Origin of the sequence: Azospirillum sp. OGB3 (assembly GCF_014192915.1) — a bacterium.
Classification (GTDB): Bacteria; Pseudomonadota; Alphaproteobacteria; order Azospirillales; family Azospirillaceae; genus Azospirillum.
This window is the reverse complement of the sequence record NZ_JACHYN010000003.1, coordinates 71,354-85,987: the sequence shown is the minus strand read 5'-3', so window position 1 is coordinate 85,987 and position 14,634 is coordinate 71,354. Positions and strand designations below refer to the sequence as shown.

Here is a 14,634-nt window from a genome sequence, read left to right as displayed (position 1 = left end):
CCGGCCATGAGCCCCCTCGACGACAAGCAAGCCTCCGCCAGCATCGCCTCCGGCACCGGCATCCGCTCCGACCTCAAGCTGATCGCGGAGATGGTGGAACCGGGCAGCCGCGTGCTCGACGTCGGCTGCGGCGACGGCGCCCTGCTCGCCTTCCTGTCGCGTCAAAAGGGGGTGGACGGGCGCGGGATCGAGCTGTCGATGGACGGCGTGCACCAGTGCGTGGCGCAGGGCCTGTCGGTCATCCAGGGCGACGCCGAGACCGACCTGAAGGACTACCCGCCGGGCGCCTTCGATTACGTGATCCTCAGCCAGACCCTCCAGGCGATGCGCGAGCCGCGGACGGTGCTGGAGACGATGACCCGCATCGGGCGCCGGGCCATCGTGTCGGTCCCCAACTTCGGCTACTGGCGCATCCGGGTGCAGCTCCTGCTGACCGGGCGCATGCCGGTGACGGAGAAGCTGGGCTACCAGTGGTGGGAAACGCCCAACATCCATTTCTGCACCATCAAGGACTTCGTCGTCCTGGCGGAGGAGATGGGCATCCGCATCGAGCGCTGCATGATCGTCAACCGCACCGGCCGGGTCACCGGCCACGCCCATTCCGGGCTGGCCAACCTGCTGGGCGAGCAGGGCGTCTTCCTGCTGCGCCGGGACTGACCGGCCCCCGCCGCTTGCCGGCGATGCAACCCCTGCCCCGCTGGCGCTGTTGAACAGACAAGGTCCGTTCAACAACCGTCAGCGGGAGCTTCGCACTATGCGCCTCGTCCCCTCTTCCATCCTGGCCGCATCGGCCGCCGCCCTGCTGCTGTCCGGCGCCGCGTCGGCGCAAACGCCGATGGCGTCACCGGACGCCGCGCGCCCCCCGCTGATGACGGCGCCGCGGCCGGACGACACCCCGGCCACCCCGCCCGCGGCCTCGCAGGAGGGGCTCGGCGGCGATGCGCCTTCCGACGAGATGAAGCGCGCTGCCCCCTCGGTCGCGGCGATTCCCCATCTGCTGACCCCGGAGGAAGCGCGGACCCTGATCGGCAAGGAGGTGCGGACCCGCGACGGCCAGCCCGGGGGCTCCATCAAGGACTTCACGCTGGACGGCAGCGCGGCCTCGATCGAGCGGATCGTGCTGGCCCCCGCAGAGGGCAGCGGGGCGGACGGCAAGCTGCGGTCCCTGCCGGTCAGCATGCTGCGCACCGACATCGCGGGCGCGGCGGCCGGTGCCGACGGCTCGACGCCGCCGACGCTGGACCTCCCGGCTTCCGAACTCGCGCGGGCGCCGGAATTTACCTATGGCGAGGGCGTGAAGACGGTGACCGGCCAGCCGCAGTGACGGCTCAAGCGCCGCTGCCCACCGCGCGCAGCAGATCGAGCACGAGCCGTTCGCCGTCCGGCCAGGGACCGTATCCGGCGGCGGTGTTGATATGGTCGAGGTCGCCGCCGTCGATGAAGTCGGCGCCCCACCCGACCGCGAAGCCGCAGGAGCGCGCGATCGTGGCGTATGGGTCGTTGCGGCTGGCTAGTACCACCGTGCGAAAGGGCAGCGGATCGCTGGGCACCGGGGCGAAGCCGTGGACTTCCGGCGGCGTGTGCTCCGCCGACTCGACGTCGGGCGGGGCGACCAGCAGGGCGGCGGCGACCTTGCCGACCGACGACCCGTTGCGCACGCCCCAATGGGCCACCGCCATGCAGCCCAGGCTGTGGGCGACCAGAACCACCGGCGCGGCGGCGGCGGTCACAGCCTCCTCCAGCGACCGCACCCAATCCTCCAGGACCGGCGCGTCCCAGTCGGCCTGCTCGACCCGCGTGAAGGATGGGTGGCGTCGCTGCAACCAGCTTTGCCAGTGGTCCGGACCGGAATTGCCGAGTCCGGGGACGATGAGAACGCTCGCCTTCGCCATGGGGTCCGATCCGCTGCGGTGAACCGGAAGGTTACAAACCGCAACGGCCCCGGAGCAAGGCTTACGGTTCCTCCGACACCCGCCACGCGCCGGACCCCGCCGGGCGGCGGGCCGGGGCCGCGCCGCCGGGAAGCGGCACGATCAGGCGGCGCTTGGCCGGCTGCTGGGTCTTGCGCGACACCCCGGCGAAGATCTGCTTCGACGCCTCGATCATCGTGACCCCGGCGAAGGCCTTGAACCAGCGGCAGCCGACCTCCTCCCAGGCCGGGGCGGTCTTCATCAGGAAGCGGGAGCGCAGCGGCGGCAGGAACAGGGCGTGCCCCGTGCGCTCCGGCACGAACATGGTGTCGCGAAGCACCTGCTTCAGTTGCGAGGCCGAATAGGGAAAGCCATGGCCGAAGGGCGTCCAGTCGGCCCGCGCCCACAGGCCGCGGCGGTTCGGCACCACCACCAGCACCCGCCCGCCGCCGGCCAGCACACGCCAGATCTCCCGCATCATCGGGCGGAGCTGCTCCGTCCCTTCCAGCCCGTGGACGAGCAGCACACGGTCCACCGACATGTCGGCCAGCGGCAGGTCCGCCTCGTCGCCCAGCGCCACCAGCCCCGGCCCGCCCGGCGGCCAGAAGGTCACGCCCTGGGTCGCCGGCATGATCGAGAACACCCGCTCCGCCTCGTCGCGGAAGGGTTGCAGATACGGCGTCGTGTAGCCGACCCCCAGAACGATCTGGCCGCGCAGGTCGGGCCAGATCGTGCGGATGCGCCGGCGGATCATCCGCCGCGCCGCCTGACCAAGCCCGGACTCGTAGAATTCACGAAGATCGACGATATCGGTGTACATGGTCATCCCAGGCTATCACGTTTCGATCAAACGTCCATTCATGCGGGAGGGCCCAAGCCCATGGACATCCACCTGATTCCGGCGTTCAACGACAACTACATCTACCTCCTGCGCGACCCGGCCAGCGGCGCCGTGGGCGTCGTCGACCCCGGCGACGCACAGCCCGTGCTGGCGGAGCTGGAGCGCCGCGGCTGGACGCTGACGCACATCTTCAACACCCACCACCACAACGACCACATCGGCGGCAACCACGCGCTGAAGGCGCGCTATGGCGCCGACGTGATCGGACCGCGCGCCGACGTCGCCCGCATTCCCGATATGGAGACGTGTCTGGGCGAAGGCGAGACCATTTCGTTCGGATCGTACACCGCGCACGTGTTTTTCGTCCCCGGCCACACCTCCGGCCACATCGCCTTCTGGTTTCCCGAGGCCAAGTCGCTGTTCAGCGGCGACACGCTGTTCGCGCTCGGCTGTGGGCGGCTGTTCGAGGGCACGCCGGCCCAGATGTGGGCCTCTCTGATCAAGCTGCGCGGCCTGCCGGACGACACGCGAATCTATTGCGGCCATGAATACACCCTGTCCAACGCCCGCTTCGCCGTGACGGTGGAGCCGGACAACGCCGCCCTGAAGGCCCGCGCGGCGGAGATCGCCGCGCAGCGCGAGCGCGGGGAGCCGACCATCCCCTCCACGCTGGGCGTCGAGAAGGCCACCAACCCCTTCCTGCGCGCCGACTCGCCGGAGGTCCAGGCCTCCCTCGGCATGGCCGGGGCCGACCCGGTGGCGGTCTTCGCCGAGATTCGGGGCCGCAAGGACCGCTTTTAGGACGGAGCGCTTTTAAGACCGCGTGCCGTCGCGCTACGCTGACGCCCACAAAACGGGAGGAGAGATTTTCATGAAGCTGCGCTGGAGCCCGACCTCGCCCTACGTCCGCAAGGTCGCGATGGTCCTCATCGAATGCGGGCTGGACTCGACGGTCGAGAAGCAGGCGACCAACGCCTGGGCGCCCGACACCGACCTGCCGGCGGACAACCCGCTGGGCAAGGTGCCGGCCCTGATCCTGGACGACGGCTCGGCGCTCTACGACAGCCCGGTGATCGCCGAGTATCTGGACTCGCTGCACGACGGCCCGCGCCTGTTCCCGGCCGCCGGCCCGGCGCGCTGGACGGCGTTGCGCCAGCAGGCCCTGGCCGACGGCATCTGCGACGCCGCCATCCTGCGCCGCCTGGAGCTTCAGCGGCCGGACGGCGAGCGCTCCGAAACCTGGGCGGACCGCCAGCGCCGCGCCGTGGCCCGCGCGCTCGACGTGCTGGAGGCGGAGGCGCCGGCCCTCGATGGCACGCTGACCATCGGCACGCTGTCCATCCTGGTGGCGCTCGGCTACCTCGACTTCCGCTTCGGGCACGAGAACTGGCGGGCGGGCCGTCCGGAGCTGGCGGCGTGGTTCGCCTCGGCCTCCGACCTCGACAGCTTCCGCCGCACCGCGCCGCCTCCGGCGTGACGGCCGGCGCAAGGGAGGGCAACGCCATGGAGGCCCTGACGCCCGAGCGCATCATCGCGACGCTGGGCATGCAGCCCCACCCGGAAGGCGGCCACTATGTGGAGACCTTCCGGGACGCCCCGCCGGGCGGCGGGCGCGGGGTCAAGACCGGCATCCATTACCTGCTTCAGGCGGGCGAGCGCTCCCACTGGCACCGGGTGGACGCGGTCGAGATGTGGCACTGGCACGCCGGCGGAGCGCTGGAGCTGTCCATCTCCGCCGACGGGCGGTCGGTGGAGCGGCTGGTGCTGGGGATGGACCTCGCGGGCGGCCAGCGCCCGCAGGGGGTCGTTCCGGCGCACGCGTGGCAGGCGGCGCGGCCGGTGGCGGGCTGGGTTCTGGTCGGCTGCACCGTCTCCCCCGCCTTCGAGTTCGCCGGTTTCGAGATGGCGCCGGAGGGGTGGGAGCCCGGGTGAGGATCCGCCCGCCTCACGCCGCATGAAAAAAGGCGCCCCGGAAGCGGGGCGCCTTTTCAACATCGGTCTTCGGAGACCAGCCCTCAGGGCTGTTCCAGGTTGATCCGGCTGGGCAGCGGGTCGAGCTGGTCGCGGTACTTGGCGTCGGGGCGCGCGGCGTAGGGCTTGGAAGTCGGCGACATCAGCGTCTCAAAGCTGAGCGCGCAGATCCGCATGCCTGGGCGCAGCGCCAGCGGCAGCCGTCCGCAGTTGAAGAATTCCAGCGTGATGCGGCCGTTCCAGCCCGGATCGATGGTGTGCGCGGTGGCGTGCACCATCAGGCCCAGGCGGGCGAGGCTGCTGCGGCCGTCGAGACGGCCGGCGATGTCGTTGGGCAGGCCGATGCGCTGCACGGTGATGCCGAGCACCAGTTCGCCAGGATGCAGGAAGAACGGCTCGCCGACGGGAACCTCGACGCGGTCCATCAGCTTGTCGGGAACCTGGCTGGGATGCCCCTCGGGCGGGGCGAGGTCGACGAAGGCCGCCTTGCCCGGCGGGAAGACCTGGAAGGCATTCCCGAGCTGGAGATCGACCGACATGGCGCCGATCTGGCTCTCCGCCGGCAACGGGTCGATCTCGATGCGTCCTTCGGCGAGGTATCGGCGAATATCGACGTCTGACAGCTTCATTCCTTCCGAACCTCCTGGCGAACCCGCAAACGGCGCGGCTCCGGTCGCTTCCCTGGCGCACTCTATAGCCGGATCGACGCCTCTCGACAACACAATCACCAGTCCCTTAGATGGGGCCGCTTTGCAAAGGGGAATGGGAATGGCGGTATCCTCGATCGACACGGCGGCAACGGAGCATGAGGCATCAGACCACGAGGCCGCGTTGCGGTATCTGTCCGTCATCCTGGGCGATGTCCCGCCCGTGGACGCCCGCCCCGATGCGGTTTCGCTGTTCCGGACCCGCGTCGCCGAACACGGGGAGCGGGTCCGTGCCCTTCGGGACTCCGTGTCGCCGCTGTTCGTCGAAAACGGCGATCTCACCGCCTACGCCACCGGCGGCGGGATGCTGCCTGAACTCATCCTGGTCGGCGACAACCCGGGGCGCCGGGAGTACGAACACTCCGTCTATCTCTGCGTCCAGGGGCGTGCCGGGGCGATGGCGCACAGCTTCTTCGACGGCATCTTCGGCGCCGGCTCCTTCCGCCGCAAGGTGATGGTGCTGAACAAAAGCTCCTTCCACACGCCGCGCACGGTGGGGCTGAATGACGCGATGCGCGGCGATCCGGCGCTCGCCGAGGCCATCCGGCGCGACCAGGAGGAGAACGCCCGCCTGATCGCCGACTCGGTGGCCCTGCTCGGCATTCCGGTCGTCACCATCGGCATGGAGAGCGGCGGGACGACCTTCCAGAGCTTCCGCAAGACGCTGGAATCCCGTTACCGCACCCTCGGCAACCCGCCGGCGGTGTTCCAGGGAAAGCGCCTCTCCAGTCCGTTCCGCAAGGTGCCGCATTTCTCGCTGTCGAAGATCTTCTGCCGCAACGCCGACTCCGTCTGGAACGCCGCGCTGGATGGCTTCCTCGCACGCCACGCCGCGGTTCCCGGCCTGCGGACGGAGAACGGCAACGTGTCGTCCAAGCTGCTGCTCGGGCTGGGGGACGGCCCGCTGCTGGCCGACTATCTGGACAGGGTGATCCTCGGCAACGGCGGCTGACCCTCGGCCTCTCTCAATGGCTCAGGGTCTGCAGGGCCTTGCGGCAGGCGTCCTCGCAGGTCCGGCAGGCCTCGGCGCAGATGCGGCAATGCTGGTGCATGCCGGCGTGGCGCTCGCACTCCTCGGCGCACAGACGGCAGGCGGTGGCGCAGGCGTCGAGCATGGCGCGGATCACCGCCTCGTTGGAGCCGCTGCGCCGGGTGACGACGGAGCCGGTCGCCGTGCAGACGTCGGCGCAATCCATGTTCAGACGGATGCATTGGACCAGCTCGGCCACCTGTTCCTCGCCCAGGCAGGCGTCGGCGCAGGTGGTGCAGGTCTGCGCGCAGTCGTAACAGGCCTCGATGCAGCGGATGAGCGCGTCGTTGGTGTTTCCACGGACCTGTGGGTGCGTGCTGATCATTTCGCGGGCGTGCATGGGCAGCCTCCAAAGGACGGGGGTTTGGGCGTCGGGGCCCTCCCCCGCCAACAGCGCCACGCCGCCATGGTTCGGAAATTCTCCGCCCTTTCCCTGGCCCCGCCCACGCGCCCCGGTTTACAAGCGACCGGTACGACTTGAGGGGAAACGCGGGTGTTCAACGAGACGGTCGGACTGACGGCGCTGATCCTGACCGTCGCCACGCTGTACGCTGCGGTCGGGCAGGCCGGAGCCTCCGGCTATCTGGCGGTCATGGGCATCGTCGGGCTCGACCCGGCGACGATGAAGCCGACGGCGCTCGCCCTCAACCTCCTGGTGGCGAGCATCGGCACCGTCCGCTTCGTCCGCGCCGGGCTTTTCACGTGGCGGGCCTTCTACCCGTTCGGCGTGCTGGGGATGCCCTTTTCGTTCCTCGGCGGCACGCTGCACCTGCCGCCGTATCTCTACTATCCGCTGGTCGGGGCGATCCTCCTCCTGGCGGCGCTTGAACTGGCGCGCTCGACCTGGGTGGCGCGCGGAACGCCGGAACGGGCGGCCGCAACCATGCCGCCCTTCCTGCCGGCGCTTGCCGCCGGGGCCGCGGTGGGCTTCCTGTCGGGGATGACCGGCACCGGCGGCGGCATCTTCCTCGCGCCGCTGATCCTGCTGATGGGCTGGGTCGAGACGCGGCGCGCCGCCGCCGTGTCGGCCGCCTACAACCTGCTGAACTCGGCGGCGGCGCTGGCCGGGACCTGGACCACCGCGACGACCCTGCCCGCGGCCTTGCCCTGGTGGCTGGCCGCCGCCGGGATGGGCGGAGCGGTCGGTGCCTGGCTGGGCAGCCGCCACCTGCCGACCGCCACATTGCGCTACCTGCTGGCGGCGATCCTCGCCTTGTCCGGCCTCAAGATGCTGACGGCCTGATCCTGGAATTCTCCCACGCCCGCCGCTCCCAGACCTGGGCGGGCAGACGGCTCATCAGGCCGATGGGCAGCAGGAACAGGGCGACGTTGGTCCAGCACACGGCGCGGCGTCCGTCCACCCGGCCTTGAGGAGCCTGTGCTGCGGCCCGCTCCATCCAGCCGCCGCTCGCCTCCCGGTAATCCGGCATGGCCTCCAAAACGCCGCCGGAGGTGTCGTGGGCCGGTCGGTTATCGAACATGTCCCGATCCATCCGGTGGGCCAGCATGCGGTCGGCCAGCGCCGGCGCCACCGCGTGTGGCAGGGCGGCCGAGCGCCCCGCGGCGCCGACGAACAGCTCCGGGCGAGGGTTCTCCGCCAAGCGCAGGATGGCATCGGCGACCTCCTCCGGCGGGCGCAGCGGGGTCATCGCCTTGACGGCGCGACCGGTGTAGTTCGCGCCATGCTGCCACAACGGCGTGTCGATGGGGCCGGGCAGCACGGTACAGACCTGGATGCCGGGATCCTCCACCAGCTCCTGCCGCAGCGTTTCGGAGAAACCGCGCACCGCGAATTTGCTGGCGGCGTAGGCGGCGGCATAGCGCTGCCCGACGATCGAGGCCAGCGAGGCGACGTTGATGACCGTGCCCTCCCCGCGCTCCAGGAAATGCGGCAGCACGGCGCGGCAGCCGTTTGCGGTGCCGAAGAAGTTGGTGCGCATCACCTCCTCGAACACGTCTTGCGGAGTCTCCTCGAAACGTCCGAAGGCGATCACCCCGGCGTTGTTCACCCAGACGTCGATCCCGCCGAACACCTCGATGGCGCGCTCGGCCAGCCGGTTCATCTGCTCCTGGTCGCGCACGTCGGTGGGGACGACCATCGCCCGTCCCCCGGCCTCGATGCAGTCCTCCGCAACCTCGTGCAGGGCGGCGTGGCGCCGCGCCGCCAGGACCACCGCGGCGCCGTGGCGCGCGAACTCCACCGCGGTCGCCCGGCCGATCCCGCTGGACGCCCCGGTGATGACCACCACCTTGTCGAAATGCCGACCGGCCATAAGCGTTGCTCCCGCATTGTTCGTTCGAATCCGTTTCCCTGGCTAACATTCCAGTCCGGCAAAGGTGCCCCGGCCCTCCGGAAGGCCCCTTTGTCCAGAACGGTGGAGACGGAGGCGCGAACCCGGTACAGTCGCGGCGTCCGGTGTCCATGCAGAAGAAGAGGGTGTGTCTGTGGCGGCCAAGGAACTTGACGTGAAGGGGCTGCATTGCCCGCTGCCCATCCTGCGGACGCGCGCCCTGCTGGACAAGATGGCCGAGGGGGAGGAGGTGATCGTCTACGCCACCGACCCGGCGTCGATCATCGACTTCAAGCATTTCTGCAACACGACCGACAATGTCCTGCTGGCGAACGAGACGCGCGGGGAGGTGTTCGTGTACCACATCCGCCGCGGCGCCTCCGCCGCGTGACGCTCATCGCCATCCCTGAAGGAGTCCGCCCCATGCCGACCCTGCGCCCCGCGGTCCCTCCCCCGCTGCGTCCCGGTGCGGTGGTCCATGGCCCCGGCTCCGCCGCCGTGGACGCGATGATCGACCGCTTCGTGACGGAGCTGCGGCGGCGCGGCTTCCGCGTCGGCGGGGTGATCCAGCGCAACACGGGCGCGCCCGGCGACTGCGCCGACCTGATGGAGCTGGTGGACGTCGCCACCGGCCAGGCCTACGACATCTCCCAACATCTGGGCCGCCAGTCGCAGTCCTGCCGCGTCGATCCCCAGGGGGTGGCCGAAGCCAGCCAGGCGCTGCGCCGCGCCATCGCGGAGCGCGCCGACCTGCTGGTGGTCAACAAGTTCGCGGGTCTTGAGGCGCATGGCAAGGGGCTGGCGGACGAGCTGCTGGCCGGCATCGCCGAGGGCATTCCGGTGCTGACCAGCGTCGGCAGCCGCTTCCTCAACGAGTGGCAGAGCTTCACCGGCGGTTTCACTTCCCTGATCTCGCCGCACGAGGACGCGCTGTGGCGCTGGTGGGGGGCGCACCGGCTCTACGACGACCTGCTGCACGGGGTGGAGGACGCCGAGGTCCGCGCCATCACCATCGGCGCCAAATGGATCATGGTGGAGACGGACGGCGCCAGGGGTCCCGGCATCGGGCTGGCCGCCCGCCCGCAATCGGCGCCGCCGCCCGACCCGGCGCGCTGGGCCGGCGTCGGCCTCGCCGGGCTGGCCGCCCGCGCCGCGCGCTCCTGGGACCCGCAGGAGGCCGCGGTCGGCATGGCCGCGCTGAACGCCCATTACAATCGCCCCGACCTGACCGGCTCCGCCGCCAACGGGCTGGATCTGTTCACCGGGATGGAGGGGCGCGTGGTCGTCTTCGGGGCCTTCCCGCAGATTGCCAAGCGCCTGCCCAATGCCCATGTGGTCGAGCTGAACCCCAGCGACGGGGAGTATCCGGAGGCCGCCGGGGAATGGCTGCTGCCGGGGGCGGAGGGCGCGGCGATCACCGCCTCCACCCTGACCAACCGCACCCTGCCCCGCCTGCTGTCGGTCGCCGAGGGAACCCGCGTCGCCCTGGTCGGGCCGGGGACGCCGCTGACCCCGCGGCTGTTCCGCTACGGCATCGCCACGCTGGCCGGCTTTGTGGTGGATAATCGCGACGCCGTGGCCGAGGCGATCCTGGCCGGGGGCTCGTCCCAGAGCTTCCACCGCCATGGCCGCTTCGTCACGCTGCACAACGAACAAAAGTGAGAGGGATAGGAATGGACGAGAAGACCCGCACCGAGCTGGAGGCCGCCGCGTTCCGCGGTCTGGTCGCGCATCTTCAGAAGCGCACCGACGTGCAGAACATCGACCTGATGAATCTGGCCGGCTTCTGCCGCAACTGCCTGTCCAAATGGTACGCCGCCGCCGCCAAGGAGCGGAACGTGCCGCTGACCGACGAGGAGGCCCGCATCGCCGTCTACGGCATGCCCTATTCGGAATGGAAGGCGAAGCACCAGAAGGAAGCCACCCCCGAGCAGCAGAAGACCTTCGAGGACACCAAGCCCCTGCACGCCGAGATCAGCGGCCACATGCCGAAGAAGTAAGGGCTGGCCCACGGGGCGGGCGCGTCGTCCCACCCCGACGCCCCGCCCGGCCAAGCTTGACGCTCAGGCGAACAGGCCGGTGAAGGGCAGGAACTCCACCATGTCCCCGTCATGGATCATGGTGGCGTCCGCCGGCATGTCCACCAGCCCGTCGGCCTCGACCATCGAGGTCAGGACGCCGGAGCTGTCGCTGGGAAACTTGTGGGCGACCGGGCGGCCGTCCGCCCCGGTCGCCAGACGGGCGCGCAGGAACTCGCGGCGCCCCGGCTTCTTCTTGAACTCGAAGCCGGCGACGACAAGGCAGCGCGGGGCCGGCGCGCTCTCCGCCCCCGACAGGCGCAGCACCAGTGGACGCCCCACCAGCATGAAGGTCACCATGGCCGAGACCGGGTTCCCCGGCAGGCCGAGAAACGGGGTGGTCCCGATGCGCCCGAGCGCCAGCGGCTTGCCCGGCTTCAGGGCGAGCTTCCACAGATCGACGGAGCCCAGTTCGCCGACCACCCGCTTCACATGGTCCTCCTCCCCCACCGACGCGCCGCCGGAGGTGACGACGAGGTCGGCGTTCGCCGCGGCGTCGGCCAGGGCGGCGCGGGTCACGTCCGGCTTGTCCGGCAGGATGCCGAGATCGCGCACGTCCGCCCCCAGCGCGTCGAGCTGGGCCGCCAGCGTGTAGCGGTTGGCGTCGTAGATGGTGCCCTCAGGCTTGTCCGTCCCCGGCTCGCGCAGCTCGTCGCCGGTGGAGAACAGGACGACGCGCAGACGCTTGCGCACCGACAGGCTCGACCGCCCGACCGCGGCGGCCAAGCCGATCTCCTGGGCGCGCAGCCGCAGGCCGGGGGTCAGCACGACGGACCCCGCCATCATGTCCTCCCCGGCGTCACGGATGTTGGCGCCGCGCTTGAGGGTGGCGGGCACCAGCACCGCCCCATCCTCGGCCCGGCAATCCTCCTGCATGGCGACGGTGTCCACCCCCGCCGGCACCGGCGCGCCCGTGAAGATGCGCACCGCCTCGCCCGGCCCGACCGTACCGGGGAAGACGGAGCCTGCCGGCACACGCCCCACCACGGTCAGCCGCCGGAATTCGCCTGTCTCGGCACCGTCCGCCGTGCCGAATCCCCAGCCGTCCATCGCCGAGACGGCGACCGGCGGCACGTTCACCGTCGCCGTCACCGGTTCCGCCAGGATGCGGCCAAGCGCGGCGCGCAGCGGCACCTCCTCGGGCGCCGTCACCGCGCCGTAGGTCCGCTGCACGCGGGCCAGCGCCTCGTCCAGCGGAAGAGGGGCGGCGGGGCCGGGGCCGGCGAAGCAGTCCATGCGACAATCCTTCTCCCTTGGGGGCCGCCCCCGGGGAGCGGCACCGCGTCATATCACCCCGGATAGTCCGGTGCGCGGTTCTCTTCCACCTTGATCATCGTCAAGACGCGGCGCGGCGCAAGCGTCCGTTCGTGGACGCACCATCGCGGTGGAGCATGAGCGCAAGGATTCGCGCGGCGATTGTTGGATGCACGAATTAAATTTCGCAGCGCTGTGTTTTCTGCCTTGCGCATTTGGATCGATCCAAATAGGCTCCACCCGACATCCGGCGCCGGAGGCATCGCCACGGGCGCCGGACGACGAGAGGCCAATAACGAGAATCCCGCCTGAGGGACCGTTCACCGGACGCACGCAGCGCCCCGGTCTGGTTGCGGAGGGAAAAGCCCGTGAACTACACCTTCGATTTCAAGGCGGTCATCGATTCCTGGGACTATCTGCTCCAGGGCGCTTGGCTGACCGTGCAATTGTCGATCGGCGCCATGGTTCTCGGCCTGATCGTCGCGATCCTCTGCGCGCTCGGCAAGACGTCCGGGCCGAAGCCCGTCCGCTGGATCATCAACGCCTACATCGAGGTGGTGCGCAACACGCCTTTCCTGGTGCAGATCTTCCTGATCTTTTTCGGCCTGCCGACCATGGGCGTCCGCCTGTCGCCCGACCTCGCCGCGCTGATCGCCATGGTGGTCAACGTCGGCGCCTACGCGACGGAGATCATCCGGGCCGGCATCGAATCGATCCAAAAGGGCCAGATCGAGGCCGGACTGGCGCTGGGGCTGAAGCCGTTGCAGGTCTTCCGCTACATCGTCATCAAGCCGGCGCTGCGCACCGTCTACCCGGCGCTGACCAGCCAGTTCATCCTGCTGATGCTCAGTTCCAGCGTGGTCTCGGCGATCTCCGCGGACGAACTGACCTCGGTCGCCAACAACATCCAGTCGCAGACCTTCCGCAGCTTCGAGATCTACATCGTGGTCACCGGCATCTATCTGATGCTGGCGATGATGTTCTCCGCGCTGTTCGCCGGCATCTACAAGCTGGCCTTCGCCTACGACACCGACCGGCGCTGAGGGAGGGCCGAACCATGATCCGCGCCTTCAGTTACAACGAATTCCTCTTCCTCCTCAGCGCCGTGCAATGGACGCTGGCGCTGTCGGCCATCGCCTTCATCGGCGGGGCCACGGTCGGGCTGGTCATCGCGCTGGCCCGCACGTCCGACATCAAGGCGGTGCGTCTGGCCGCCACCGGCTACATCCAGCTGTTCCAGGGCACGCCGCTGCTGATGCAGCTGTTCCTGGTGTTCTTCGGCGCCACGGTGATGGGGCTGGACCTCAACCCCTGGGCCGCCGCGGCGCTGGGCCTGACGCTGAACGCCAGCGCCTTCCTCGGCGAGATCTGGCGCGGCTGCATCCAGGCGGTGCCGCGCGGCCAGTGGGAGGCCGCCTCGGCGCTCGGCCTGCGCTATCCGGGGCTGATGCGCTACGTGATCCTGCCGCAGGCGGTGAAGGTCGCCGTGCCGCCGACCGTTGGCTTCCTCGTGCAGCTCATCAAGAGCACATCGCTGGCCGCCATCATCGGCTTCACCGAGCTGACCCGCGCCGGGCAGATCGTCAACAACGCCACCTTCCAGCCCTTCCTGGTGTTCGGGATCGTGGCGGTGCTCTACTTCCTGATGTGCTGGCCGCTGTCGCTGCTCAGCGCCCGCCTGGAGCGGCGCTACGCCCTCGCCACCCGCTAAGACATCCTTTTCATAAGAACCGTGAGGAAACCACCCATGAGCCTGTCGATCACCCGCCGCCTCGCCGTCGCCGGCGCCATGATGGCCGCCGCCGTCGCCCTGGCCGCTCCCGCCGCCGCCCAGACCGTCGACGAGATCAAGTCCAAGGGCAAGCTGACCATCGGCATGCTGGTGGACTTCCCGCCCTTCGGCATCACCACCGCCGACGGCAAGCCGGACGGCTACGACGCCGACGTCGCCCAGCTGCTGGGCAAGCACATGGGCGTCCCGGTGGAAATCGTTCCGGTCACCGGCCCGAACCGCATCCCCTACCTGCTGACCAACAAGGTCGACCTGCTGGTCGCCTCGCTGGGGATCACCCCGGCCCGCGCCGAGCAGGTGCAGTTCTCCGAGCCCTACGCCGCCATCGAGATCGGTCTGGTCGCCCCGGCCAACACCAAGATCAAGGAAGCCGCGGAGCTGTCCGGCAAGCGCGTCGGCGTCGCCCGCGCCAGCACCCAGGACAACGCCCTGACCGCCGTCGCTCCGAAGGACGCGCGCATCATGCGCTTCGACGACGACGCCAGCGCCGTGCAGGCCATGCTGTCCGGTCAGGTGGACGCGCTGGGCCTCAGCAACGTGGTCACCAAGGAGATCAAGAAGCTGGCCCCGCAGGCCAACTACGAGATGAAGTTCGTGCTGAACCGTCAGGTCCAGGGCATCGCCATGCGCAAGGGCCAGGACGCGCTGCTGAAGTGGGTCAACGAGTTCATCGAGACCGCAAAGGCAAACGGCGAGCTGAACGAGGTTCACAAGAAGTGGCTGGGCACCGACCTGCCCCCGCTGACCAAGTCGTAACGTC

The 14,634-nt window shown here is 69.8% G+C and carries 19 protein-coding genes; 13 read left to right on the top strand and 6 right to left on the bottom strand.

Going from position 1 to position 14,634, the window contains the following annotated elements; all coding sequences use genetic code 11:
- Positions 1-6: 6 nt before the first annotated feature.
- On the top strand, positions 7-657 hold the full coding sequence (gene metW / locus FHW79_RS07845; protein WP_183178398.1) for a methionine biosynthesis protein MetW: 651 nt from the start codon (positions 7-9) through the stop codon (positions 655-657).
- A gap of 97 nt (positions 658-754) precedes the next feature.
- The gene (locus tag FHW79_RS07840) at positions 755-1,324 is read left to right on the top strand and encodes a PRC-barrel domain-containing protein (RefSeq protein WP_183178397.1); all 570 of its coding nucleotides are present in this window, start codon (positions 755-757) and stop codon (positions 1,322-1,324) included.
- A 4-nt stretch (positions 1,325-1,328) separates the two neighbouring features.
- On the opposite strand, the gene FHW79_RS07835 is transcribed toward FHW79_RS07840, so the two are convergent.
- Positions 1,329-1,892, bottom strand: a complete 564-nt coding sequence (locus FHW79_RS07835; RefSeq protein WP_183178396.1) for an alpha/beta hydrolase — start codon at positions 1,890-1,892, stop codon at positions 1,329-1,331.
- A gap of 61 nt (positions 1,893-1,953) precedes the next feature.
- Complete coding sequence (locus FHW79_RS07830) at positions 1,954-2,736, bottom strand: methyltransferase domain-containing protein (protein ID WP_014198390.1); 783 nt, start codon at positions 2,734-2,736, stop codon at positions 1,954-1,956.
- Positions 2,737-2,790: 54 nt separating this feature from the next.
- Between FHW79_RS07830 and gloB the strand changes: the two genes are divergently transcribed.
- The 3 genes from gloB (at position 2,791) to FHW79_RS07815 (ending at position 4,683) form a co-directional block, all read left to right on the top strand.
- Positions 2,791-3,552 carry a hydroxyacylglutathione hydrolase gene (gloB, locus tag FHW79_RS07825; protein ID WP_183178395.1) on the top strand — a complete coding sequence of 254 codons (762 nt, stop codon included), beginning with the start codon at positions 2,791-2,793 and terminating at the stop codon, positions 3,550-3,552.
- 70 nt (positions 3,553-3,622) lie between these two features.
- Positions 3,623-4,228 carry a glutathione S-transferase N-terminal domain-containing protein gene (locus FHW79_RS07820; protein WP_183178394.1) on the top strand — a complete coding sequence of 202 codons (606 nt, stop codon included), beginning with the start codon at positions 3,623-3,625 and terminating at the stop codon, positions 4,226-4,228.
- Between the two features lie 26 nt (positions 4,229-4,254).
- The gene (locus FHW79_RS07815; RefSeq protein WP_183178393.1) at positions 4,255-4,683 is read left to right on the top strand and encodes a cupin domain-containing protein; all 429 of its coding nucleotides are present in this window, start codon (positions 4,255-4,257) and stop codon (positions 4,681-4,683) included.
- 83 nt (positions 4,684-4,766) lie between these two features.
- Here FHW79_RS07815 and dcd read toward each other — a convergent pair whose 3' ends face one another.
- Positions 4,767-5,351, bottom strand: coding sequence for a dCTP deaminase (gene dcd / locus FHW79_RS07810; protein WP_014197327.1), 585 nt, complete (start codon positions 5,349-5,351; stop codon positions 4,767-4,769).
- A gap of 139 nt (positions 5,352-5,490) precedes the next feature.
- On the opposite strand from dcd, the gene FHW79_RS07805 reads away from it, so the two are divergent.
- On the top strand, positions 5,491-6,381 hold the full coding sequence (locus FHW79_RS07805; protein WP_183178392.1) for a hypothetical protein: 891 nt from the start codon (positions 5,491-5,493) through the stop codon (positions 6,379-6,381).
- Positions 6,382-6,394: 13 nt separating this feature from the next.
- On the opposite strand, the gene FHW79_RS07800 is transcribed toward FHW79_RS07805, so the two are convergent.
- Positions 6,395-6,799 (bottom strand): four-helix bundle copper-binding protein, encoded by a 405-nt coding sequence (locus FHW79_RS07800; RefSeq protein WP_183178391.1) that lies wholly within the window; start codon positions 6,797-6,799, stop codon positions 6,395-6,397.
- A 153-nt stretch (positions 6,800-6,952) separates the two neighbouring features.
- On the opposite strand from FHW79_RS07800, the gene FHW79_RS07795 reads away from it, so the two are divergent.
- On the top strand, positions 6,953-7,702 hold the full coding sequence (locus tag FHW79_RS07795) for a sulfite exporter TauE/SafE family protein (protein ID WP_183178390.1): 750 nt from the start codon (positions 6,953-6,955) through the stop codon (positions 7,700-7,702).
- Here the strand turns inward: FHW79_RS07795 and FHW79_RS07790 are convergent.
- Positions 7,683-8,732, bottom strand: coding sequence for an SDR family oxidoreductase (locus tag FHW79_RS07790; RefSeq protein WP_183178389.1), 1,050 nt, complete (start codon positions 8,730-8,732; stop codon positions 7,683-7,685). The genes FHW79_RS07795 and FHW79_RS07790 overlap by 20 nt on opposite strands.
- A gap of 172 nt (positions 8,733-8,904) precedes the next feature.
- On the opposite strand from FHW79_RS07790, the gene FHW79_RS07785 reads away from it, so the two are divergent.
- From FHW79_RS07785 to FHW79_RS07775, 3 genes are read left to right on the top strand one after another with little or no spacing between them, the layout of a single operon-like run.
- Complete coding sequence (locus FHW79_RS07785) at positions 8,905-9,141, top strand: sulfurtransferase TusA family protein (protein WP_183178388.1); 237 nt, start codon at positions 8,905-8,907, stop codon at positions 9,139-9,141.
- Between the two features lie 32 nt (positions 9,142-9,173).
- Positions 9,174-10,412, top strand: a complete 1,239-nt coding sequence (locus FHW79_RS07780) for a DUF2478 domain-containing protein (protein ID WP_183178387.1) — start codon at positions 9,174-9,176, stop codon at positions 10,410-10,412.
- Between the two features lie 11 nt (positions 10,413-10,423).
- On the top strand, positions 10,424-10,750 hold the full coding sequence (locus FHW79_RS07775; protein WP_014197334.1) for a DUF1244 domain-containing protein: 327 nt from the start codon (positions 10,424-10,426) through the stop codon (positions 10,748-10,750).
- Between the two features lie 63 nt (positions 10,751-10,813).
- Here FHW79_RS07775 and glp read toward each other — a convergent pair whose 3' ends face one another.
- Positions 10,814-12,064 (bottom strand): gephyrin-like molybdotransferase Glp, encoded by a 1,251-nt coding sequence (gene glp / locus FHW79_RS07770; RefSeq protein ID WP_183178386.1) that lies wholly within the window; start codon positions 12,062-12,064, stop codon positions 10,814-10,816.
- A 386-nt stretch (positions 12,065-12,450) separates the two neighbouring features.
- Here glp and FHW79_RS07765 point away from each other — a divergent pair, with 386 nt between their 5' ends.
- From FHW79_RS07765 to FHW79_RS07755, 3 genes are read left to right on the top strand one after another with little or no spacing between them, the layout of a single operon-like run.
- Positions 12,451-13,125 carry an amino acid ABC transporter permease gene (locus tag FHW79_RS07765; RefSeq protein WP_183178385.1) on the top strand — a complete coding sequence of 225 codons (675 nt, stop codon included), beginning with the start codon at positions 12,451-12,453 and terminating at the stop codon, positions 13,123-13,125.
- Positions 13,126-13,139: 14 nt separating this feature from the next.
- On the top strand, positions 13,140-13,793 hold the full coding sequence (locus FHW79_RS07760) for an amino acid ABC transporter permease (protein WP_014197338.1): 654 nt from the start codon (positions 13,140-13,142) through the stop codon (positions 13,791-13,793).
- A gap of 36 nt (positions 13,794-13,829) precedes the next feature.
- Positions 13,830-14,630, top strand: a complete 801-nt coding sequence (locus tag FHW79_RS07755) for a transporter substrate-binding domain-containing protein (RefSeq protein WP_183178384.1) — start codon at positions 13,830-13,832, stop codon at positions 14,628-14,630.
- Positions 14,631-14,634: the final 4 nt, after the last annotated feature.